Source organism: Streptomyces sp. cg36, from assembly GCF_041080675.1.
In the GTDB taxonomy this organism is placed as follows: domain Bacteria; phylum Actinomycetota; class Actinomycetes; order Streptomycetales; family Streptomycetaceae; genus Streptomyces.
Map to the genome: position 1 here is coordinate 7,565,601 of NZ_CP163520.1, position 21,391 is coordinate 7,586,991.

The window sequence follows — 21,391 nt, forward strand, 5'->3', positions numbered from 1 at the left end:
CCCTGGTCTAGCGGCCGTCCTCCCACAGGGCGCGCTGAACCGTGCGCAGGGCGTCGGCGGACTGTTCCCAGCCGTGCCACCAGAACAGGCCGCCGTCGTGGCTCGCCCCGGCCGCCAGTGCGGTCAACTGGGCCCATGGAGCGGCGGGGATGCCGAACCGGGGTCGCTCGGCCAGGTGTTGGGCCGCCTCGTCGCTCACGGGAACCATGCCGAGCAGCGGGAACGCCGAGCCGTCCGCCGCCCGCCCGGTCCCGTGGAGCATGGGGTGCAGGGTGATCGGGTCGAGCAGCAGCGACAGATCGGCGCGGGCGAGGAGGTCCGGGCCGCGCTGCCAGCGGAGATGACGTCCCGTCAACTCGACGTGTTCCACGGGCTTTCCGTCGACGGTGACGCCGTCCTTCGCCACCCGCAGCTCCGCGCCGCCGCCCGGCCGCGACGGCAGCCGCAGCCGGTACTCCCCGTACAGGCACGCGGGCACGTCCTCCACCGCCCGCGCGAACGGGACCGTCACGCCGTCCACGTCGAATCCGCTCGGCCCGATCACCACCGCCGCGGTGGCCGGTTCGCCGTCGACCGTGACGCGCACACGCGGGGCCGAGCCGAGGGCGCCGGGCTCGACGTCCACCCGTACGCCGCCGGACCGGTAGCCGCCGACCAGGTCGGCCAGGGGCGGCAGTTCCGGCAGGAGGTACTCGGCCAGCCGCACTTCGCGCCGCCCCACCGTGCCGATGAGCCGGCGTCGGCCGTCGCGGCCGAACTCCGTTCTCAGCTCGCCGCCGCCGTCGGCCGCCCGCCAGTGCAGCACGCCGTGTTCGTAGCGCGGGGCGGTGATCCGCCAGCCGTCGACGTACACCCGGTGCCGGGGCGGGGTGGTCGCGCGGCCCAGGACGTAGAGCGAGAGGCCGTCGTCCGGTGTGCCGTACAGGCCGGTCCACGGGTGGAGCGCGCCGGCGAGCACGGCGTCCAGGTCGCGCCTGAGCGTCGGCCAGTCCGCGGCCCCGTCCCGCAGCAGCTCGCGCGCCCGCGACTTGCGGGTGAGCAGGGTGCGCAGGCGGCGGGCCGACTCGGGTGCGGGCTGGTGGACGCCCTTGGCGGCGGCCTGCACGGCCAGGTCCTCGCGCCGGGCCAGCAGGGCGCGTTCGGCGGTGCCGAGCTCGGGCGGGGCCCAGTCGGCCACGGCCGCCGCCGGCTCGCGCGCGTAGTGCTCGCGCAGGGCGCTGTCCTCGCCCAGGGCGAGGACGAAGCGGGCACCCGGAGTGTCCTCCTGCCAGTGGAATCCGGCCGGGACGCGGAACGCGGCGAACCCGTCGAGGGCGGCGCGCTCGCGCGGACCGTACGCGTCTATGACGCGCAGGGGGCCCTCGGGCGGCACCACGCTCTGGCCGGGGCGGAGCAGCCCGAGGAGTTCGAGCGCCCGGGGGTCGGCCGGGGCGGCGACGGCGGGCGGCAGGTACCAGGTGGAGGCGCTGGTGACCGTGCGCTGTACGGCAGGGTCGCGCAGGGCCGCGACGGTGTGGTGGGCGGTGACGGGGTCGAGTCCGCGGTAGCGAGCGCCGATGTAGTTGACCACGGTGTGGTCGGGACCGTACACCTCCTCCAGGCGGTCGAGGAGCACCGGCATGTGGCGGTTGGTGAACCCGGCGCGCTGGTAGTCGAGTTCACCGACGATGCCGACCTGCCACAGCACCAGGTGCAGGCCCGGGTCGATGCGCCGGTCCCGGATGAGCAGGTCGGACGCCTCGAAGGTCTGCATGCCGGGGCTGCTCGGATCCACCCCGAGGTCCGCGCAGAGCACGTCCAGCGCGCTGATGCCGGGGCGCATCACCGCGGTGTGCCCCTCGCGCCGGGCGATGCGGACGGCGCGGTGGCTGGAGAGGACGAAGATGCCCGGGTGGCCGTAGAAGACGGCCGCGACGCGGTGCCCGGCGCGGACGAAGTGCAGGACCGCCTCCGACATCTGAACATACGTCAGATAGCGGTCCTTGGCGTCGTCGTAGAGCACGCTGAGGTCGTAGGCGTCCGGGCGCCAGGCGTTGATGCGGACGGCCGTGGCGGGGTCGGCCACACAGTGGAAGACGTGGTCGGCCTCGCGGATCAGCCGCTCGTCGGCGCGGGTGAAACCGGCCGCCTCGATGCCGGAGCCGAGGACGGTCAACTCGCCCTTGTGGGCGGGGTCACCGGTGGGCGGAGCCGCGGCGGCGATGGCGCGGGACAGCGCGGTCCAGCGGGCCTCGTGCTCGCTCCGGGTGGGAAAGCGGTCGAAGGGCCGTGTGTAGCGGTGTGCGGGGGTGCGGTCGGTGCGCATGCGGCGGTTCCGGCCTCGGCCTCAGACGGTTTCCGCGGTGTCGGCGTAGTCGATGACCAGTTGGGTGACCTGGGGCGGCAGCGGGTCGATCAGGATGGGCGCGACGAGCTGGACGTGTCCCTGCTCGCTCACCGGCGCGGGGTCCACCGTGCTCGCGTCGAGACGGAAGTCCATCTGGGAGATCTGCGGTGGCGGACCGGCCGGGGCCGACGGTTCGTCGCCGTCCAGGGCGAGGTCGAAGTCCACGTCGACGTCCACGACGTCGGTGGGCTGTCGGTCGGCGGTGGTCAGGGTGATCACGGCGGTCACTCGTCCCCTCGGGGCCATGGTGGGAGGCGAGCCCATGGTACTGAACGGGTGTTCGGTGCGGGAGGGTTCGGGGCGCCCTTTGCCCGGGGTTTCCCCGCGGCGGTGCCCGGCCCCGGGCCGCGTCCGGGGTGATCCGGGTGGATCGTGCCGGACGCGGCCCGGCGGACGGGGTCAGTGGTAGAGGTCGACGACGACCCGGTTCGGCGCGGTCAGGGTGAAGACCTTGTAGCCGGAGTAGTCGCCGAGGGACAGACCGAACGTCGTGGTGTGGTCCATCTCGAACCCTCCGCCCGCCGTCATCTGGAACCCCTTGAGGGAGGGCAGCGCGACGGACTGCACGGTCGGGCCGGTGAAGGCGTCGGGGCCGCTGTCCGCGGTGTCGGCCGGGTCGACGTCGACGAACAGGTACGACTTGCCGGTGATCTGGAGCTTCTTGTCCTCGTCGCGGGCGGCGACGTGGTAGGCGCCGTCGGACGAGACTCGCGCGTGCACGGTGGGAGGCGCACCGTTGCCGGTCAGGTCCAGCACCAGACGGTCGTAGTCCGGGTGCGCTCCGGTACGCGCGTCCAGGACGCAGAGGTGCGCGCACGCGGGAGCGGCCGTGGCGGCGTGGGCGGGGACGGCCGAGGCCGCCAGACCGGCCAGGACGGCGGCCAGGGTCGCGGCCCGGCGGGTGGTGTGGTTGAGGGCCATGGTGGTCACCAGTTCACATTCTCGATGGCGGGTGGGGTGGCGGCGCGGGTCCACGGGGTCGCCCCGGCGCCGTAGGGCGAGATTCGCACGGCCGGTGTGGGCGCGGTGGCCGTCCCGGACCGTCCCGGCCGTCCCCGAGGCGCTGACCTGCGAAGTGGGACGCCGGGCCGGGAAGACCGGGGACGTCCCCCGATGCGGGGGACGCGCGGCGGCGCGCGTCCCGGAGCGCTCGTACGGGTGTGGTCATCCCCACACCGGGCCGCGCTCCGCAGAGCCCCGTGGGTGCCCGGAAACCGGACGGTGGTCCGGTTAGTCTGTGGTCCGCGCGACGGCCAGGAGTTGCCGCCGCCGAGAGTGCCGAGAGTGATGACGGGGGAGGCACGTGTCCGACCAGACCAATGCCGCGATGGGTACCAAGGAGCAGCTCTTCACGGAACTGCGCCGCATCAAACAGGAGTCCGGGTTCAGCTATGGACAGCTGGCCGACCGGACCCACTACAGCCGCTCCTCCTGGGAGCGGTTCCTGAACGGGAAGCAACTCCCTTCGAAGGTGGCCGTCGAGCAGTTCGCGTCCGCCACCGGGGCTGACCCGGACCCCCTGCTGGCCCTGCTGGCGGCGGTGGAACGCCCGCCGGCCGGAGAAACGGCGGCCACGGCCGAGGCGCAGGTGCCGGTGCCGGTGCCGGAGCCGGAGCCGGAGCCGGGCCACTTTGGCGGTCCGGCTCCCGCGACCACTCCCGCGCCGGTGGCGGCCGGGGTGGACCCGGTGGCCGGGCCGCCCGGTGTGCTGCGGCGCGCGGCGCGGTGGATACCGGGGCCGCCCGGCCGGCGCCCGGCCGTTGAGCGGGCGTCGTCGTGGCGGCGCCGGTTCGGGGTCGTCGGCTACCTCGCGTCCGGCGCTGCCATGGGCGCGGTGGCGACGGTGCTGACGATGGGCACCGGCGCCGGGTCCGCCGCGCACGGTGTGTCCGCCAGTGACGGCGGAGGCCAGGCGTCGGGTGTGGGCGGTGCCCAGGTGGTGCACGCGGCCGGAAAGGTCGACGTGCGGTGTTCCGGGGACACCTGTCTGCGCCGGGATCCGCAGGCCATGGACTGCCAGTGGGACGCGAGCACCGCGCACGACACCTGGCTGCGGGGCATGCACATCGAGCTGCGCTACAGCCCGGCCTGCCACGCGGTGTGGGGGCGGATCGAGAACGGCGCCGTCGGGGACGTCGTCAAGATCAGGGACCGTACGGGCATGGAACAGGAGGCCACCATCCGTACCGACCGGGACACCTACACCCGGATGCTCGCGGTCACCGACGAAGCGCCGGCCGCCTCGGTGGCGGTGTGCGGGGAGATACCGAGCCAGAAGCAGCTGGAGTGCTCGCCCAGCGCGAAGGTCGAGCCGTAGGGACGGCCGCCGGGCCGGGGCGGCTGGTGTCTCAGCCGTCCCGCCGGCCGGGTGCGCACAGGGTGAGGGCGCAGTTCAGCGCGGCCAGGGCCACGCACGCCCACCCCACCAGGTGCAGCAGGGCCGCCGCCGGACCGCCCGGGGAGACGCGCAGGGCGACGGCGGCGACGAGGCACAGCGGCAGGCAGACGGCGAGCGCGCCCCGCCGTCCGCCCCGGGCCAGCGTCCAGGTGCCCCGGAGGCTGAGCAGGCCGAGGAGCCCGAAGAGCAGCACGAGGAAGGGGGCGAAGACGAATCCGTAGTAGGCGGAGCCGACGACCAGACACGCGAACAGGGACGTCGACAGGGCGCCGACGAGGGCCGCGGGACGCAGTCGGCCGGACCCGCTGCGGATCCGGCCCGTCAGCCAGTGGGAGAGCACGGCGGGGAAGACGCCGATCGTCGCGGCGAGGGCGCTTTGACCGGCGGGGAGGCCGGACGCCAGCGTCACGGCGGGCGGCAGGAGCAGGGGCGGCAGCGCCATCAGCGACTGCGGCGCGTTGAGCCGTCGTACCACCGGCGGGCACCTCCTCGCGGTCATGGGGGAAGGCCCCGGCCGGGTCCGCGGGTGCGGACCCGGCCGGGGCCGGGGCATCAGCTGGCGGCGTGGCTGCCGTCGTCACAGAACATCGGGATGGTGGGGGTGCCCCCGGGGAACCCGGAAGGCACGGCCTTCAGGCTCCAGGGGTTTCCGCCGTTGCCCCGGATCTCGGTGCCGCAGGAGCCGTAGCCGGTGTGGTAGTCGTCGCCGGGCGGCACGTTGGAGAACGACTTGAAGTCGCCGCGCTGCACGGGTCCGTTGGTCGGCTGTCCGGTCTGGTCGACCATGTGGCCGTCCAGGTAGAGGTACAGGTTGGGCATGTAGCTCTGGTAGACGAGACCCGTCGTCGGGTTGTCGTCGATGTTCGCCGCGGCCGTCGACTTGACGGAACCGCCCGCGCAGAAGGCCATGCTGACGTTCTGCCAGATCGGGGGCGCCATGTTGAACAGGGAGCCCTGCGGGTTGCCGCCGCCGTCGAGCGTGGGCGCGCGGAAGAACAGGCTGTAGATGTCGCCCGCCGTGTCCGCGACCTCGGCCGGCACCTTCTGCTGGTCGGCGAGGCTCTTGAGCTTGCTCACCCAGGCGCTGATGTTGGCGTCCGTGCTGGGCGCCTCGTCGAGCGGACGGTAGCCGATGCTGCCGCCGCTGACGAACTTGGTCGTCACGCACTTGCCGGTGGAGTCGATGGTGGTCGGCTGCTGGCCCGAACGGTATGCCTGTCCGGGCGTGACGCCGGTCTCCAGCGGGTTGGCCACATGGGTGGTGCGGCCGGTGACGTTGCCGTCCTTGGCGTCGAAGGACAGGTCGGGCAGCGTGACGCCGAGCGAGCCGTAGTCCTTGACCGTCGCCTGGATGAAGTTGCGGGCGAACGGGGCGATCTCGGTGTTGCCGGTGCGGCCCGAGTCCACCATCTCCTCGGTCCCCGGAATGATCTTTCCGTCCGGGCCGACGATGTACGAGGTGTCGATGTGCGTGCGGATCTTGTACGAGCGGTCCTCGTCGAAGGTGTGCTCGTTGATCGTCGCCGGCGGGGCGGCGATCGCGAAGCCCAGCCAGTCGGCCTCGGAGGGGTGCGCGTTCGGGTCGGTGCCGGCCGCGTCCACGTCCTTCTGCCAGGACTTGATCGCGGCGGAGGTGCTGCCGCCCAGGCACAGGTCGTTGTAGGCGCCGTCGTTGCAGACCTGGAAGTTCGACAGGCCGACCAGCCGCGAGCTGTTGTCGAAGGTGGGGCCGCCGGCCGTGCGCGAGTGCGCCCAGTCGTAGATGGTCTGACGCGTCCGCATCGGCGTCTTCATCAGCCAGGGGGTGTCGGTGTCCAGGTTCTGGTTGCTCTCGAAGATGGCCGCCGCGTCGAAGGTGTGGTGCTCGTAGGAGCCGTCCACCGGGACGAACGCCAGGGCGTCGTACGCCACGTCCAGGTCGCCCGAGGTGGAGTCGCCGGTGACGTTGGACAGGGAGACCTTGGCGTTGGAGCCCAGCTGGAAGTAGCCGACGGTCACCCAGTCGTTGTTGGCCTTGGACTGGTCGACGATCCGCTCGCGGGTCCGGCCGTCCTTGGTCGTGATCTCGTAGTGCGCGCTCTTGGTGGTGTGCGAGGGGTAGGGGACGAACGCCTGCACCTTGTAGACGTGGTCGGCCAGGTTGGGCTTCCACGTGCCGTTGGTGGTCAGGTAGTTGTCCCAGTTGTTGGGCTGGCGGGCGTGCGAGAACCAGTAGTGGCCGCCGAAGCCGCCGCCGATCTGGTGCAGGTCCTCCTTGGCCTCGTACTTGCCCTCGTCGTCCGTGCGGAACTCCCAGGAGAAGGAGCCGTTGCTGGACGCGCGCGTGCCGCAGCGGTTCTGCGGCGCGCCGTCGGGCAGGTCGTCGACCAGCACCGTGCCGCTGGGCAGCGCCGCCGCGTCACAGGGCCCGAGCTTGGGATGGGCGTCACCGGGCTCGCCGCGCAGCGTCTTGTACGTGAGGTACTCGTTGCCGCACTCGTTGATCAGCGGGCTGGGCGGCACCGCCTTGCTGGTGCAGTTCTTCCAGGTGACGTCGTGGCTGAACCAGTGCTGGTTGTAGCAGGCCACGGTGTGGCAGACCGGCGGGTTGACCGGGTCGCAGCCGTTGGTGGTGTCGCAGAAGGTGGTCGGCGGCGGCTTGATGGCGAAGGAGCGTTCGGTGGTGTTGGACCACCAGGCCGCGGAGAAGCCGTGCGTGTTGCCCTTGTTCAGGTTGCCGTTGTCGTCGTAGGAGTGGCCGGTGTCGATGGGGAACGCGCCCCAGCCCATCACCTTCTCCTCGTACGACCAGTTCTGCGGCTTCGCGGCGTCCGCGTAGTGGTTGTTGTCGAGGAACGCGCCGCGGTCGATCGGGTACTTGGGGTTGGAGGGGTTGTTGGCCCAGCCCAGGCCCCAGGCCGACGGCAGGTCCGGGTTGCTGCCCCGGGTGTTGAGGCCCGCGTTGTAGTCCCAGACGGCGGCGAACCAGTTCTCCGGGCGCGCCGGGTCGTCGTCGTTCAGCTTGATCTGCGTCCCGGCGGTGTGCAGCTCGTTCCACTTGTCCTGGAGGATGCGCACCGAGTAGGCGATGCCGGTGGCGTAGTCCACGGCGACGGCGCGCTGCTGGTCCGGCGGAAGGAGCACTTCCTTGTCCTTGGGGTGCCCGGCGATGCGCATGCCGTCGGTGGCCTGCCCGATGCCGTAGCCGCAGTCCGCCTTGTCCCAGTCGATCTTCCAGACCCGCCTGGGGTCGTACCCCGTGGTCCCGGCGTAGATGTTGGTGCCGTAGAAGTTGCCGATCAGCGGGTTGCCGTACTCACCGGGCTCGGCGTGGTTGCTCGCCTGCCACAGGTTGGACTCCTGCGTCAGGATGCCCAGCATGACCTGGGACGGGATCCGGCCGCCGGTGTTCAGGGTGCGCGGCGGGAACATGCCCTGCGGCGTCCAGGCCGGCAGCCCCGAGTTGTGCCAGTTCGCGGGCCGGTTGACGTAGGCGGAGGTCAGCTGGCCCCGGATCGCCATGTCGGCCGCCCACTCCACCTGGTTGGGGGTGGGCTGGTAGACCTGGGTGTTCACGTCGTTGCGCGGCACCGAGCAGTAGCGGTCGGCGTCCACCGGGTCGCTCGCCGGGTCGCCGGAGGCAGCGGCCTTGGCGCCGGACGCCGCGAGCGCCTTCTTCACGCTCTGACGGCCACCCGCGATGAACGGGAGCAGCGGCGAGGGCCTGGCTCCGGTCTCGGCCTGGGCCGGGGTCTGCTGGGTGGGGACGGTGAAGGCCAGCGGCTTCGCGGTGCCGGTCGCCGTCGCCTTGATCTCGACGGCCTCGGCGACCGGGGCGGCGCGCCGCAGGGGCGCGGCCACCTTGTCCGCGAGGTGCTGCGCGGTGGCCTGGACGACGGCGAGTTCACCGTCGGTCGACAGCTCCGCCTGGGCGGGGGCCTCGGCGACCCGGCGCACGGTGGCGGGCAGCGCGGTGGCCGCCGTGGACCTGCCCGTCAGGAAGACCTTGCCGGCCGCGCCCTGGGCCAGGCCGACCTGCCCGAGGGCGCCGACCGCCAGCGTCCTGACCGTACGGCCGCGCAGGTGCTGGACGTCGACCTTGCCGCCCTTGGCGGGCTCCAGGAAGGTGACGTTGCCGTCGGCGTCCGGGTGCAGACGGGTCGCGGTGCCGTGCGTGGTGGCCACCACATCGGCCTTGCCCGCCGGGTCCACCTTGATGAGGTGCGGCCCGGCCGCGGCCATCACGTCCTTGCCGACCGGGACCGCGGAGGTCGCCTGGCCGTCCACCGATCCCGTGGAGACGACCTTGCCGGTGGCGGCGTCGACGGTCTGCAACTGGGTCTGCTCGCCGGTGCTGTCGGCGCTGGCCTGGGTGACGACGGCGGTCTCGCCCGCGCCGCAGCCGGGGTCGAAGTAGGCCAGGCTGGCGTTGAGCGGCAGCTTGGTCACCTTGCCGGAGCCCAGGTCCACGACGGCGGTGAAGGCGCCCCGGTCGAAGAGGTCGCCGCGGTTGGTGAACGAGCGCGGCGCGTAGACCACCACGGCGCGTTTGCCCGAGCCGGTGACACAGGCGTTGCCGATCCACTGGTCGGTCTCCAGGCCGGGCTCGGAGAGCGTGGCGACGGTGCGCCAGGTGTAGCCCGTACCGGCGTCGGCGACCAGCACGTGGAAGCCGGTGGCGTCGCCCGCCGTCGTCCACGCGCGGTCGGTCGACTTCTTCCAGTCCTTGCCGAGGGCGTCGCCGCGCTGCTCGGGCGCCACCGTGTTGGGCGCGGCCGGGGCCGGCGGCGGCGCCGCGGCGGCGGCCGACTGGCCGGCCCACGCCAGGCTGCTGGGCAGCAGCCCGGCGACCACGGCCAGTCCTGCCGACGCGAGCACGGGTATCCGTGCTCTGCGGGCGGTTGTGCGAGGTCTCAAGGAGAGCTCCCGTTTCGTGTTTCCGTAGGTCCACGCGGCGCGGTGCGGCGCATGGGGGTGGGACGTGACGTCCGAGGACGCGTGTCCGGGGACGTGTGGGGGAGGGGCGCGGTAGGCCGCCGTGACGGTCCGGGGAGTGGGCGGTGGGTCGCCGCCGGGACCGGAGGTCATCGCACGCTAACGCTGTGACCGGCGGTTTCGGGCGTCCCGGGCGTCCCTTCCACGTCCCTGGGACCGCTGGGACGGCCCGGGCAACGGGCGCTCGCGCGAGTGGCGTTGCCGGGCCCGGCGGGACGACCCCGTCAACTCGGTTGCCCCGGTGGCCCGGTGCGGCGATGCTGGCCCGGTGCCGGGGCAGCGGAAGAGGAAACGACAGCGTGAACGGGAACGGGAGCGGGCCGTCGACCGCTTCGCCCCCGGGGCGGGGCACTGGGAGGTGCTCTTCGAGACCCAGGACGAGGCGGCGTGGCTCGCGTATGTCGCGCGGCTGCGGGCGACGCGGCCGGACCTGGACTGGTCGGCGACGCGGGTGGACGTCCTCTGCGGACGTCTGGTGAACCCCACCACCCACCGCCTCAGCCACTTCGTGCCGAACGAGGGCGACGAGGACCGTGGCGCGGTCGTGTAGGTGTGCGTGCACGCGTACGTGTACGTCTACGGGGAGCGGCGCGCGCGGACACGACGGACGGGCCGCCCATCGGGGCGGCCCGTCGCCGGACGACTGTTCAGGGGTTCATGGAGACCGTGGGCTCAGGGGGTGAGCGTCCACTTCTGGTTGGCCAGGCCGTTGCAGTCCCAGATGCCCAGCTGCGTACGGTTGGCGGTGGCGAAGCCGAGGTCGTCGAGGCACTTGCCGGTGAGGACGTTCTTCAGCGAGCCGTCCGGCTGGGGGATCCACTGCTCGCCCGGGGAGCCCACGCAGTCGTAGATCTCCACCTTGGTGCCGTTCGGGCTGTCGGCGGTTCCCCACACGACGTTCAGGCACATGCCGAGACCGCGCACGCTGTGGTCGTTGCCCAGGGTCCACCACTGCGCGTTGGTGCCGTTGCAGTCGTAGATCTGCACCGGGGTGGCGACCGTCGTCTTGCCGCTGGCGATGTCCATGCACTTGCCGCCGTAGCCCACCAGGCGGCCCTGGCGCCCGGCCACGCCGACGACCTCGGCCGAGATGTGCTTCGTCGCCCAGGAGGCGCCGGTGCAGCCGCCGACCGAGGTGCCGCTGCCGGTGATCACGTTGCCGAGCACCGTGAACGGCACGGGCTGGCCGCCGCTGAGGTAGAAGCAGCCGACCACGGCCCGCCACTGGATGCTCGGGTCGACGCCCGAGCACGTGGCGCTGCCGTACGGGCCTTCGTATCGGGTGGTACAGGAACCGGGGCTGGACGCCTGTGCGTTGGCGGGCAGCAGGACGGTGGCGAAGACTGCCAGCAGAGCCGTGATTAACGCGGCGGCGGTGCGTCTCATGTGGTGCTCCTTGGATCGCGGGAGTGCGTGGGACGAGCACTTCGGCCGGGCATGACCGGGCACGGCCGGGTTTGGTCGGACTCGGCCGTGCTTGATCCGATGCGTGCCCCGAAGCGATTCGAAGCCTGGCCGACGGAGCCCGGGCATGTCAACTGATGTGAATCGATTGGGCGTTTCATTCATCTCAGCTGCGACGGTCTCCGTCGGACCGCGCCTGGTCGGGGTCGGATACGATGTGCCGTCACGGAACGGAGGTGGGGCAGTGCCGGAGGCCGGGGCCCAGTCATTGGCGGAGCGGATCGAAGCCCTCTTCCAGGCGGTACGCCGCCCGGACCGCACTCCGTACAGCAACGAGGACGTGGCGCGGGCCTGTCGCGACTCCAGCGGGGAGTCGTTCTCGGCCACCTATCTGTGGCAGCTGCGCACGGGCCGCCGCGACAACCCCACCAAGCGCCATCTGGAGTCGCTGGCCGCCTTCTTCCAGGTGCCGGTCACCTACTTCTTCGACGACCCCGAAGGCACCCAGGTCGCCGAGGAGGTCGCACTCCTGTCGGCCATGCGGGACGCGGGCGTGCGCGATGTCGCCCTGCGCGCGGTCAACCTCTCGCCCGACGGGCTGGGCATCGTCCGCGACCTGATCGAGTCCATCGCCCGCCGGGAGACCGAACGCCGGCCGTCGACCGAGCGGTGAGACGCCGACTCCGGGGCGGTGAGCGGGCGGAGCGCCCCTCCACCGGGGCCAGGGCCCGGCTGCGGCGCTGCCGGGCCATCGCCGCCTCGCTCGAACTCCCCGTGCCCTTCGACGCGTTCGAGCTGATCGCCGCCGCGGCCGAGCAGCGCGGCAGGCCGATCGAGCTCATGCCGATGCCCTGGGCGCCCGGTGTGCCCTGCGGCCTGCTGGTGTCGGCGGGCCAGGCCGACTACATCGCCTACGCCGCCGACACCTCCGTGCTCCACCGCCAGCACATCCTGGTGCACGAGCTCTCCCACCTGCTGTGCGGCCACGAGGGCACGCTCTCCGCCGAGCTGACGCCCCATCTGGCGAGCGACCTCGTCCACCGGGTCCTCGGGCGTACGGTGTACGCGGAACCGCAGGAGCAGGAGGCCGAGTTACTGGCGTCGCTGATCATCCAGCGCGCGGTGTGGACCGGCCCCGAGCAGCCCCCGGACCCCTTCCTCGGACCCGCGCCGGGGCGGGGGCGGCCATGAGGGACGTCCTGCAGTGCCTCGGCGGGGTGGCCCTGTGCGTGTTCGGGCTCTACCGGTGGAGCACCGTACGCGGCGCGGACCAGGCCGCCGCCCAGCGATACGTCCACCGTTCCGTCTTCTGCCTGGGCATCGCCCTGGTCGTCCTCGCCCCCGCCACCGCCCGGACCGTCGAACACACCGTGGCCCTGCCGGGGCTGCCGATGCTGACGAGCGATCTGCTGCGGATGGTGGCCGTCTCCTGCCTCGGCCTGCTGGCCGCCCGCTCGGTTCCCCGCCAAGCCGTGACGACGGCCGCGATCCTGCTGTTCCTGGTGGTGCTGTTCTTCGCGGCCGACCTCCAGCACGCCTCGGGAGAGCTCTACGTCGACGGCGCGCGGCGGCCCGTCCTGGCCGCGTACGACACGGTCCTCACCCTCTTCCCGGCCTGGCATCTGTCCGCCCTGGTCCGGGTGACGCTGCGCAGGGCCCGGCGGGCCGCTCCCGGGGTCCGGCGCATCGGGCTCCAGCTGTTCTGCGGCGGGGTGGCCGTGGGGGTGGTGTGGACGGCCTGGGGCCTCGACGACATCCGGCTCGCCCTGCTCACCGGCCACCAGAGCGACGGCGACGACGCCGTGTCCACCGCCCTGGGCCTGGTCTGCGCGACCCTGGTCATCGCCGGAGGCAGCACCTCCGCCTGGACCCCGCTGCGCCACTGGTGGTGGTCGTACCGCACGTACCGGGCGCTGGCCCCGCTCTGGTCCGCGCTGCACCGCGCGTTCCCGGAGACCGCCCTGCTGACGCACCGGCGCGGCCTGCGCCGGTGCACCCCGCGCGCCCTGCGCTTCGCCCTGTACCGGCGGGTCATCGAGATCCACGACGGGCTGCTCCTGCTGCGCCCGCGCATGGGGCCGGGCGGTCCGCCGGGGCAGCCGTCGGCCCAGGCGTGGGCGGCGGCGGTGTGGGCGGCCCTGGACGAGCCCGGGCCCGGCGGGCCCGCCCCGGCAGGGGATCGGGCCCGCCGCGCCCTGCCGCCGGAGGGCGACGGGAGCGGGGGAGAGGTGGGCACGGACGCGGAGGCGTCCCAACTGGCCGCGCTCTCCCGCGCCTTCGCGGGCATCGCCGGAGGGGGCGGACGCGGCTGATCGCCGGTGCGGCTACGCCCCGGACGCCTCCTGGGCCTCGCGGGCGATGCGGTCGAACTGGGCGCCCATCGCCTCGGACAGCGCCTGCGCCGCGGAGAGCGGGCGGACCATCACGGTGAAGTCGTCGATCTTGCCCTCCTCGTCGAAGTGGAGGAAGTCGCAGCCCTGGATCTGCTTGTCGTCGACGGTGGCCGTGAAGACGAGCGCGTGGTCGCGGCCGTCCGGGTCGGCGATCTCGCGTACGTAGGTGAAGTCCTCGAAGACGCGCATCACCCCGCGCAGGATCGCCGCGGTGATCGCCTTGCCGGGGTAGGGCTTGAAGGCGACCGGACTGGTGAAGAGGACGGTGTCGGCGAGGAGTGCCTCGATGGCTGCCTCGTCGCGGTTCTCGACGGCCTTGCGGAACGGGTGCACGGAACCACCTCTAGTCAATTAATTGAATAGGTGTGTGGGAGACTAGGCAGGTGTTCCGGGGTTGTCCACCCCGCCTCCTGCGCGCCGCCCGCGCGGTGCGGGCGAGGGGCGGGCCCGAAGGCGGCCGATCACCGAGGAGATAGGGTCGAACCATGGCGTTGCGCAACGCGGTGATGGCCGCTCTCCTCGAAGGCGAGGCGTCCGGCTACGACCTGGCCAAGGCGTTCGACGCGTCCGTCGCGAACTTCTGGACGGTCACCCCCCAGCAGCTCTACAAGGAGCTGGAGCGCATGCAGGGCGAGGGCCTCATCGCCGCGCGGGTCGTCGAGCAGGAACGCCGCCCCAACAAACGCCTGTTCTCGCTCACCCCGGCGGGGCACGAAGCGGTGCGCGCGTACGTGGCCGAGCCGTCCGGCAAGCCCACCGCGATCCGCGACGAACTCCTGGTGAAAGTGCAGTGCGCCGACGCCGGTGACATGGCGGCCGTCATGGCGGCGGTGACCGAGCGGGTGGAGTGGGCCACCGCCAAACTCGCCCGCTACGAACGGCTCCGCGAACGCCTGCTGGACGGCCGCACCGAGGACGAGTACTTCGCGCGGGCCGAACGGGTCGGGCCCTACCTCACCCTGCTGCGCGGCATGTCCTTCGAGCGCGAGAACGTCGAATGGGGCCGGCTCGCCCTGCGCAGGCTCGAAGGGCGACTGGCCGCCGCCCGCGCGTAACGGGCCGGGCGGCGGCGGGCCGGGCCTACTTCGCCAGGGCGTCGGCCAGCTCCGCCCTGCGCCGGATCCGCAACTTCCGGTAGGCGCTGGTGAGATGGGTCTCCACGGTGCGGCGCGCCAGGTGCAGCAGATCGGCGATCTCCGGGTTGGTGAGCCCGTCGGCCGCCAGATCGGCGATGCGGCGCTCGCTGCCCGTCAGCGCCCCGGGGCCGGTGCGCTCGGCGACGGGGCTGCGGGCCCCGCTCTGGCGCAGGGCCTGCCCGGCCATGGCGGCCATGCTCACGGCGCCCTTGCCCTCGGCCAGCTCGACCGCCTCGCGCAGGCAGTCGCGGGCGTGGCTGCGTTCGCCGGTGGCGTGCAGGAGGCGGCCCTGGGCGACCAGGGCCCGGACCAGCTCCATACCGGTGTCGGCGGGCGCGGGCCGCAGCGTCACCACGGCTTCCTCGGCCAGTTCGAGGCCGCGCCTGCCGCCGGTGACCGTCGCCAGTACGCGCAGCGCGCGGCCCACCGTGCGCGGGGTGTTCCACACCCGGGCCAGCCGGAGCTCCTCCGTGGCCAGGGTGAGCGCGTCCCGCCCGCCGCCCAGCGCCAGCCGGCACTGCGCCGCCGCGGTGCGCCACGGCGTGACGATCGGGCTGAGCACGTCGCGGGCGGACTGGCGGCGCCCGCACTCCAGGAAGTCGTGGAGCGCGCCCGTCGGGTCGCCCGCCGTGGCCCGTAGGGCGCCGCGCGCGTACAGGAAGCGGTTCAGCTCCAGGTTCTCGGTGGCCTCGCGCAGGTCGAAGGCGGCGGCGAAGCTCTGGGCCTCGTCGATGCGGCCGGTGTGCACGAGCGCCAGCAACGCGGTGGCGTCCCGGTTGGACGGCCCCGGGCGCCCGCCCGCGAGGGCGTCCGGCGCGTCGGTGCCGAAGTGCGCGTCGAGCAGTCCGGCGGCGTCACCGCGGGAAGCGGCGATGTCGGCGCGGGTGTTGAGCAGCGCCTGGTGCATCGGGTGCAGCTGCGCCGGGTGCTGCCTGGCCAGCCCGTGCTCCACGAGCCGGTCCGCCTCGTCGAGTTCGTCCGCCCACTGGGCGACCGCGGCGGCCGTCCCCACCAGGAACGGCTCGGCCAGCGGGTCGGTGGGCCGGGCCAGCAGGTCCCGGATCCGGGCCATCGCCTCCTGCGCCGAGATCAGCGCGCCGGTCGCGGCGTACCGCACGAGCAGGGCCTGTCCGGCGGTGCCCACCAGCTCCGGTGAGTACTGCGCCGCCTCGTACAGCCACTGGTGGATCCGCCTGCCGGTCGCCGGGTCCTCGTGGGCCAGCAGCGCGGCGGCGGTCTGCACGGTCCGGGCCAGGCCGGGATCGTCGGAGAGCTGCCCCTGCGTACGGTGCAGCACCTCCATCGCCGTACGGATCTCCCCGTGGCCCGCCAGCGCGGTGCCCAGGGCGACCACGGTCCGCACCCGGTACCGGGGCTCGGCGGGCAGGTGGTGCGCCTCGGCCAGCCGGGCGATGGCCGCCGGGGCGTCGCCCACGGTGTAGTGCAGGGAGCCCAGTTCGGTCAGCAGCCGCTGCCGCAGGCCGTCGGGGAGCGGCTCGTCCAGGGCGCGGCACAGATAGGCGACGGCGTCGTCGGGGCGGGCGTCGTGCACGGCGACCGCCGACGCGTCGCGCAGCACCCGCAGCGCCCAGGACGGGGTGTCGCCCGGCGCCAGCAGCAGGTGCCGGGCGATCGGCTCGGCCCGCACGCCCCGGCGCAGCATCGCCCGCGCCGCCGCGCGGTGCGCCGCCCGGCGGCGCGTCTCGGGCCAGCCGGTGAGCACCGCGTCGCGCAGCAGCGGATGCGCGTACCGGGCCCGGCCGCCGGCGTCGGGGCGCAGCAGGCCGAGCCGGGTCATCGCGGCGAGCCAGCCGTCGACGCGCACCGGGTCGGCGCCGGTCGCCTCGGCGAGCAGGAGCGCCGGGTCGCTCCCGGCCCCTTCCACCGGCGCGCCCGGGTGCGGCCGGGAGCCGCCCGCCCGCGCGGCCGGGGCGTCGGACTCCGGCGGCCACGCCTGTTCCAGCGCCGCCAGGCAGCGGGCCACCTCGGCGGTGGCCGGACCGGCGCTCTCCAGCCACCAGGACACGGCCGCCGGATACGAGCCGGGGTACAGGGCGGCGCAGGATTCGGGCAGGGGCGGGGAGCCGTCCGGGGCACCGGGAGCGGGCCGCGGGGCACCTACCAGGTCGTCCAGGAGGGCATGGAGCAGCAGCGGGTTGCCGGCGGCGGCGCGCACACAGGCCGAGGCCCACTCCGGCCCGGCCGAGGGAAAGGCTTCCTGGACCAGCTCGGCCGCCGCCGCCTCGCCCAGCGGGGCCAGCGCGTGGGTGCGCACCAGGGGCGGGGGCAGCGGCTGCGCCAGCCCGGCGGGCCGGGGGTCGATGTCGTACTGGCCGCGCTCGGTGGCCACCACCAGGACGGGCAGCCGGTCGATGCGCCGGGCCGCCTCGCGCAGCCAGCGGTGGGTGGCGTCGTCGGCCAGGTGCAGATCGTCCACCGCGAGGAACAGAGGGTTTTCGGCCGCGTACGAACGCAGCAGCTGCCACAGTCCGGCCGCCCGTGCGCAGTGGTCCCGGCCGGGCGCCAGGTGCGTGAACTCCGGTGTCACGGACAGCAGATGCTCCACCGAGGCCAGGGGAACCGAAGCGTCGTCGGCGGAGCAGCGCACGCGCAGCACCCGCAGACCGCGGGCCGCCGCGTGCTCGGCGGCGGCCTCCAGCAGGGCGGTGCGACCGGTGCCCGTCGCGCCGCGCAGCACGAGGAGCCCGCCCGTGCCCGCCCGGGCCCGCTCGGTGGCCGCCGCGATCAGCGCGTGGCCGTCGTCGCGTTCGCGGAGCGCTCCGCTCATCGGTGTCTCCTGACGTGGATGGTGCTCCCCCTTGGTTAAGACGCTCGAACACCAGTGATGGTCAAGGTGAGATCGATCACTCCGAGGCCGGTGGCGGGGGGCGGCGGGGGCTCGTGGAGGTGACCGGCTCCACAGGGCCGCACCCCCGGGTTCACGGGCGTGGACGGGCCCGCGGCGACCTGCGGGGACGTCGGTGGACGTGGCTACTCGCCGGTGACTTGGAAGCAGTCTCGTGGTGTGCCTCGTGGTGCTCCACGATTGCGCATCGTGCCGTCGCCGACGAAGGGTAAAAGGAGCCATCCACACGGCCGGACGGACTCGTACGGCCGCTCGTGAACAGGGGAGACGGTTGCTCAACTCACCAAGGACCGCCATCGCGGCCGACGTCGGAGGCGGCCACGCCGTCGCCCGGCGCATCCCGGTGGCCGTCACCGCGTCGGACCCGATCAGCCGGGAGGGCGCGATAAGCCAGCTGCGCCGCCACCCCGAAGTCGAACTGCGCGAGGAGGCCGGCCCCGGCGCGGTCGCGCTGCTCATCGAGAACGCGCTCGACGAGGCCGCGCTCACCCGGTTACGGCGGGTCGTACGCAGCGAGGGCTCCCGGGCCGTGGTCGTGGTCGACGCGATCCGCGAGGTGGAGCTGCTCGATGTCGTGGGATGCGGCGTCGGGGCCATCGTGTGGCGGCACGAAGCCACCGCCGAGCGGCTCGTCCAGGCCGTCCTGGCCGCCTCGCGCGGCGAGGGGGACATGCCCGCGGACCTGCTCGGCAGGCTCATCAGCCAGGTCGGCACCCTGCACCGGGGCGCCTCGGGCCGGCCCGGCGTCCCCTCCCTCGGCCTCACGCCCCGCGAGGTGGACGTGCTCCGGCTGATCGCCGAGGGCCTCGACACCGCCGAGGTCGCCAGCAAGCTGTCCTACTCCGAACGCACCGTCAAGAACGTGATCCACGCCCTCACCACCCGGCTGCACCTGCGCAACCGCGCCCACGCCGTGGCCTACGCCCTGCGCGAGGGCTACATCTGACCGAACGGGCAGTCAGCGGTGGCCCGATCGGGCCGTACGGGCAAGGACCTCTGCCCGTCCGCCGGTCCGGCCGGACCTTCGGGCGGCGCCGTGCGCGGGGCACGATCGGAGGGAGCAGGCGACAGCTGGGGAGCGCGAACGTGATCCACGAGGTGGACGAGGTACTCAAGGGCCTCCTCGGGGGCGGAGTGCTGGCGGGCTCCGGCATCGACATCTCCTTCGAGGCGCCCACCCGCGACTGGGCGGCCCGCCGCAACGCCCCGGTGATCAACACCTATCTGTACGACATCCGCGAGGACGTGGAGCGGCGCCAGCGCGGTCGCATGCCGGTGCACGACGAGCGGAACGTCGTGGTGCGGCGCCGTCGGCCGCCGCGCTGGTTCCGGCTGTCGTACCTGGTGACGGCGTGGACCAAGACCCCGCAGGACGAACACCGGCTGCTCTCCGCCGCCCTGGCCACCCTGCTGTCGCGCGAGCTCGTGCCGTCCGCCGAACTCCCCGGCCCGCTGGCGGCGCTGGGCCTCTCGATCCCGGTGTCGGTGGCCGGCACCCAGACGGAGTCCCGCTCCCTCGCCGAGATCTGGTCCGCCCTGGGCGGCGAACTCAAGCCGTCCCTGGACCTGGTGGTGACCGTGCCCTTCCCGGCCCATCCCGAGTACGACGCGGGCCCGCCGGTCACCGAAGGCGCCACGGTCCGGCTGCGCGGCCCCGAAGAGGCGGCGCCGCAGACGTCCGAGCGCTCCCACCGGCCGCGGCAGGTGGGAGCCGCCCGGGCCGCCCGCGAGGCCAAGGTCCCGCAGCAGCGCCCGGACCCGCGGTGAACGCCCCGTACGCCCAGGCGCCGGCCGCCGCCCCCGGCGCCCCGGTCGCCGGCGACCCCGCCCGCGCGCTCCTCGCCCGCCTGACGGACCTGCAGAAGCGGGTCACCGCGCTGGTCGAGCACCGCTCCGCCCACGACCCGACCGCCGAGGACCCGCTGCGCGGCCTCTACCTGTCCGACGAGGCGGTGCACCACCTGGTGCACACCTGGCCGCCCGCCACGGCCGCAGCGGACGGTCCGTCCGGCCCGGCGGACACCGCCCCCGGCGGCTTCGCGGGCGCGGACCACGAGCCGGGGGACCGGCTGGCGCGGCTGGCCCGGCGGACCGGGCTGACCGAGTGGGACACCGCCGTCCTGCTCATCGCGCTCGCCCCGGACGTCGACCGGGGCTTCGAGCCGCTCTACGGCTATCTCAACGACGACGTCAGCCGGCGGCGCGCCACCGCGGGGCTGGCCCTGGAGCTGTGCGGGCTGCCCGCCACCGCCACCGGGGCCCGCGCCCGGCTGCACGCCTCCGCGCCGCTGCGCGCCCTGGGGCTCCTGGAGGACGAGGAGCCCGAACGCCCCTTCCTCAGCCGCTCGTTGCGCGTGCCCGACCGGCTGATCGGCCACCTCCTCGGCGACGACACCCCCGACGCCGCGCTCCTCGGCCGCCTTCAGCCGATGCCGGAGACCGCACGGCCCGCCCCCGGCACCGAGGAGTTCACCGAACGGCTCGCCACCCGTCTGCGCACCGGCCCGCTCCTCGCCTATCTGCGCGAGGCGAGGGAGGGCGACGGACCGGCCGTCCTCGCCGCCGCACTGCACGCCGCGGGAGTGGAACCCCTGCACTGCCCGGACCCCACCGACCGCGTCCCCGAGCTGCTGCGCGAGGCCCGCCTGAGCGGCCGGGCCGTCGTGGTCTCGGCCCTGCCCGAGCGCCCCGGCCCGCTGGTACGGGCGCTCACCGAGGCGTCCGACGTCACCGTCCTGCTCAGCGACCGCCGCCCCTACGACCCGCACTGGTCCCCGCACGACCCGCTCGTCCTGGACGCGCCGGGCCGCGCCGCCGGGGGCACGGCCGCCTGGCAGGCCGTGCTCGGCGACGAGAGCGCGGGCTTCGACCTGGCCGCCACCGTCGCCCCGTACCGCCTCGGCGGCGACCGCGTACGGCGTGCGGCGCGGGCCGCCCGCGACCTCGCGCACTTCGACGGCACCGAGCTCACGGCGGCCCACATCCGCCTCGCCGCCCGCCGCCAGTCGGCCTCCGGCCTGGAGCAGCACGCCCGCCGGATCCGGCCCGCCGTGGACTGGGGCGACCTCGTGCTGCCCGACGGGCCCCTCACCCAGCTGCGGGAACTCGCGCTGCGCGCCCGCCACCGCGACCGCGTACTGGGCGAGTGGCGGCTGAGCGCGGGCGGCGGGCGGGGCCGGGGCGTCCTCGGCCTGTTCGCGGGCGAGTCGGGCACCGGCAAGACCCTGTCGGCGGAGGTCGTCGCCGCCGACCTGGGCCTGGACCTCTATGTCGTCCAGCTGTCGTCGGTCGTCGACAAGTACGTCGGCGAGACCGAGAAGAACCTGGAGCGGATCTTCACCGAGGCCGACCGCACCGATGCCGTGCTCCTCTTCGACGAGGCCGACGCCGTCTTCGGCAAGCGCTCGGAGGTGAAGGACGCGCACGACCGGTACGCCAACATGGAGAGCGCCTATCTGCTCCAGCGCCTGGAGTCCTTCGACGGCATCGCGCTGCTCACCACCAACCTGCGCGCCAACATCGACGAGGCGTTCACCCGGCGGCTGGACCTGGTGGTCGACTTCCCCTTCCCGGACCCCGGGCAGCGGGCGGCGCTGTGGCGGCACGGGCTGGTGCGCGTCCCCCGCGAGGAGGGGATCGACACGGCCCCGCTGGCGCGCGACTTCGAGATGTCGGGCGGCGCGATCCGCAGCGCCGTGGTCACCGCCGCCTATCTGGCCGCCGGCCGTGACGGCCGGGTGAGCGCCGCCGATCTGCTGGAGGGCGCCCGGCGCGAGTACCGCAAGGCGGGTCGACTCGTGCCGGGCGAAGGCGGCTGGTGACCTCGGCCGGGCG

At 73.9% G+C, this 21,391-nt stretch carries 17 protein-coding genes; 9 read left to right on the forward strand and 8 right to left on the reverse strand.

Annotated elements, in window-relative coordinates; translation table 11 throughout:
• Nucleotides 1-7: 7 nt before the first annotated feature.
• From AB5J87_RS33400 to AB5J87_RS33410, 3 genes are all read right to left on the reverse strand, one after another.
• Nucleotides 8-2,305 carry an SAM-dependent methyltransferase gene (locus AB5J87_RS33400; RefSeq protein ID WP_369382354.1) on the reverse strand — a complete coding sequence of 766 codons (2,298 nt, stop codon included), beginning with the start codon at nucleotides 2,303-2,305 and terminating at the stop codon, nucleotides 8-10.
• A gap of 21 nt (nucleotides 2,306-2,326) precedes the next feature.
• A complete protein-coding gene (locus AB5J87_RS33405; protein ID WP_369382357.1) occupies nucleotides 2,327-2,614 on the reverse strand; it encodes a hypothetical protein in 288 nt (95 codons plus the stop codon).
• 171 nt (nucleotides 2,615-2,785) lie between these two features.
• Nucleotides 2,786-3,316, reverse strand: a complete 531-nt coding sequence (locus AB5J87_RS33410) for a hypothetical protein (RefSeq protein ID WP_369382360.1) — start codon at nucleotides 3,314-3,316, stop codon at nucleotides 2,786-2,788.
• Between the two features lie 373 nt (nucleotides 3,317-3,689).
• Between AB5J87_RS33410 and AB5J87_RS33415 the strand changes: the two genes are divergently transcribed.
• On the forward strand, nucleotides 3,690-4,703 hold the full coding sequence (locus tag AB5J87_RS33415; protein WP_369382362.1) for a DUF2690 domain-containing protein: 1,014 nt from the start codon (nucleotides 3,690-3,692) through the stop codon (nucleotides 4,701-4,703).
• A gap of 31 nt (nucleotides 4,704-4,734) precedes the next feature.
• Here the strand turns inward: AB5J87_RS33415 and AB5J87_RS33420 are convergent, their stop codons facing one another.
• Together AB5J87_RS33420 and AB5J87_RS33425 are read right to left on the reverse strand one after the other, a co-directional pair.
• On the reverse strand, nucleotides 4,735-5,259 hold the full coding sequence (locus AB5J87_RS33420) for a hypothetical protein (protein ID WP_369382365.1): 525 nt from the start codon (nucleotides 5,257-5,259) through the stop codon (nucleotides 4,735-4,737).
• A 77-nt stretch (nucleotides 5,260-5,336) separates the two neighbouring features.
• On the reverse strand, nucleotides 5,337-9,680 hold the full coding sequence (locus AB5J87_RS33425; protein WP_369382367.1) for a hypothetical protein: 4,344 nt from the start codon (nucleotides 9,678-9,680) through the stop codon (nucleotides 5,337-5,339).
• 346 nt (nucleotides 9,681-10,026) lie between these two features.
• Here AB5J87_RS33425 and AB5J87_RS33430 point away from each other — a divergent pair, with 346 nt between their 5' ends.
• Nucleotides 10,027-10,308 (forward strand): hypothetical protein, encoded by a 282-nt coding sequence (locus AB5J87_RS33430; protein WP_369382368.1) that lies wholly within the window; start codon nucleotides 10,027-10,029, stop codon nucleotides 10,306-10,308.
• Between the two features lie 122 nt (nucleotides 10,309-10,430).
• Here the strand turns inward: AB5J87_RS33430 and AB5J87_RS33435 are convergent, their stop codons facing one another.
• Nucleotides 10,431-11,144: a ricin-type beta-trefoil lectin domain protein gene (locus tag AB5J87_RS33435; RefSeq protein ID WP_369382371.1), complete on the reverse strand. Its 714-nt coding sequence runs from the start codon at nucleotides 11,142-11,144 to the stop codon at nucleotides 10,431-10,433.
• 262 nt (nucleotides 11,145-11,406) lie between these two features.
• On the opposite strand from AB5J87_RS33435, the gene AB5J87_RS33440 reads away from it, so the two are divergent.
• Genes AB5J87_RS33440 through AB5J87_RS33450 form a run of 3 tightly spaced genes read left to right on the forward strand, consistent with a single transcriptional unit; the run spans nucleotide 11,407 to nucleotide 13,474 of the window.
• Entirely contained in the window at nucleotides 11,407-11,835 is a 429-nt protein-coding gene (locus AB5J87_RS33440; protein WP_369382373.1) for an XRE family transcriptional regulator, read from the forward strand.
• Nucleotides 11,832-12,353, forward strand: a complete 522-nt coding sequence (locus AB5J87_RS33445) for a ParH-like protein (RefSeq protein ID WP_369382375.1) — start codon at nucleotides 11,832-11,834, stop codon at nucleotides 12,351-12,353. Before AB5J87_RS33440 ends, AB5J87_RS33445 begins: the two co-directional genes overlap by 4 nt.
• Entirely contained in the window at nucleotides 12,350-13,474 is a 1,125-nt protein-coding gene (locus AB5J87_RS33450) for an MAB_1171c family putative transporter (RefSeq protein WP_369382378.1), read from the forward strand. Before AB5J87_RS33445 ends, AB5J87_RS33450 begins: the two co-directional genes overlap by 4 nt.
• Before the next feature lie 12 nt (nucleotides 13,475-13,486).
• Here the strand turns inward: AB5J87_RS33450 and AB5J87_RS33455 are convergent, their stop codons facing one another.
• A complete protein-coding gene (locus tag AB5J87_RS33455; protein WP_369382379.1) occupies nucleotides 13,487-13,888 on the reverse strand; it encodes a nuclear transport factor 2 family protein in 402 nt (133 codons plus the stop codon).
• Between the two features lie 152 nt (nucleotides 13,889-14,040).
• Here AB5J87_RS33455 and AB5J87_RS33460 point away from each other — a divergent pair, with 152 nt between their 5' ends.
• Nucleotides 14,041-14,610: a PadR family transcriptional regulator gene (locus tag AB5J87_RS33460; protein ID WP_369382381.1), complete on the forward strand. Its 570-nt coding sequence runs from the start codon at nucleotides 14,041-14,043 to the stop codon at nucleotides 14,608-14,610.
• A gap of 25 nt (nucleotides 14,611-14,635) precedes the next feature.
• On the opposite strand, the gene AB5J87_RS33465 is transcribed toward AB5J87_RS33460, so the two are convergent.
• On the reverse strand, nucleotides 14,636-17,479 hold the full coding sequence (locus AB5J87_RS33465; protein ID WP_369382383.1) for an AAA family ATPase: 2,844 nt from the start codon (nucleotides 17,477-17,479) through the stop codon (nucleotides 14,636-14,638).
• 373 nt (nucleotides 17,480-17,852) lie between these two features.
• Between AB5J87_RS33465 and AB5J87_RS33470 the strand changes: the two genes are divergently transcribed.
• From AB5J87_RS33470 to AB5J87_RS33480, 3 genes are all read left to right on the forward strand, one after another.
• Nucleotides 17,853-18,503 (forward strand): response regulator transcription factor, encoded by a 651-nt coding sequence (locus AB5J87_RS33470; protein ID WP_369383748.1) that lies wholly within the window; start codon nucleotides 17,853-17,855, stop codon nucleotides 18,501-18,503.
• Between the two features lie 140 nt (nucleotides 18,504-18,643).
• Nucleotides 18,644-19,324 carry a DUF4255 domain-containing protein gene (locus tag AB5J87_RS33475; protein WP_369382385.1) on the forward strand — a complete coding sequence of 227 codons (681 nt, stop codon included), beginning with the start codon at nucleotides 18,644-18,646 and terminating at the stop codon, nucleotides 19,322-19,324.
• Nucleotides 19,321-21,378, forward strand: coding sequence for an ATP-binding protein (locus AB5J87_RS33480; protein ID WP_369382388.1), 2,058 nt, complete (start codon nucleotides 19,321-19,323; stop codon nucleotides 21,376-21,378). The genes AB5J87_RS33475 and AB5J87_RS33480 overlap by 4 nt, the downstream gene beginning before the upstream one ends.
• Nucleotides 21,379-21,391: the final 13 nt, after the last annotated feature.

Coding starts and splice junctions, on each gene's coding strand:
- AB5J87_RS33400 (WP_369382354.1), bottom strand. CDS start 2,305: ATGCGCACCGACCGCACCCCCGCACACCGCTACACACGGCCCTTCGAC.
- AB5J87_RS33435 (WP_369382371.1), bottom strand. CDS start 11,144: ATGAGACGCACCGCCGCCGCGTTAATCACGGCTCTGCTGGCAGTCTTC.
- AB5J87_RS33450 (WP_369382378.1), top strand. CDS start 12,350: ATGAGGGACGTCCTGCAGTGCCTCGGCGGGGTGGCCCTGTGCGTGTTC.
- AB5J87_RS33460 (WP_369382381.1), top strand. CDS start 14,041: ATGGCGTTGCGCAACGCGGTGATGGCCGCTCTCCTCGAAGGCGAGGCG.
- AB5J87_RS33465 (WP_369382383.1), bottom strand. CDS start 17,479: ATGAGCGGAGCGCTCCGCGAACGCGACGACGGCCACGCGCTGATCGCG.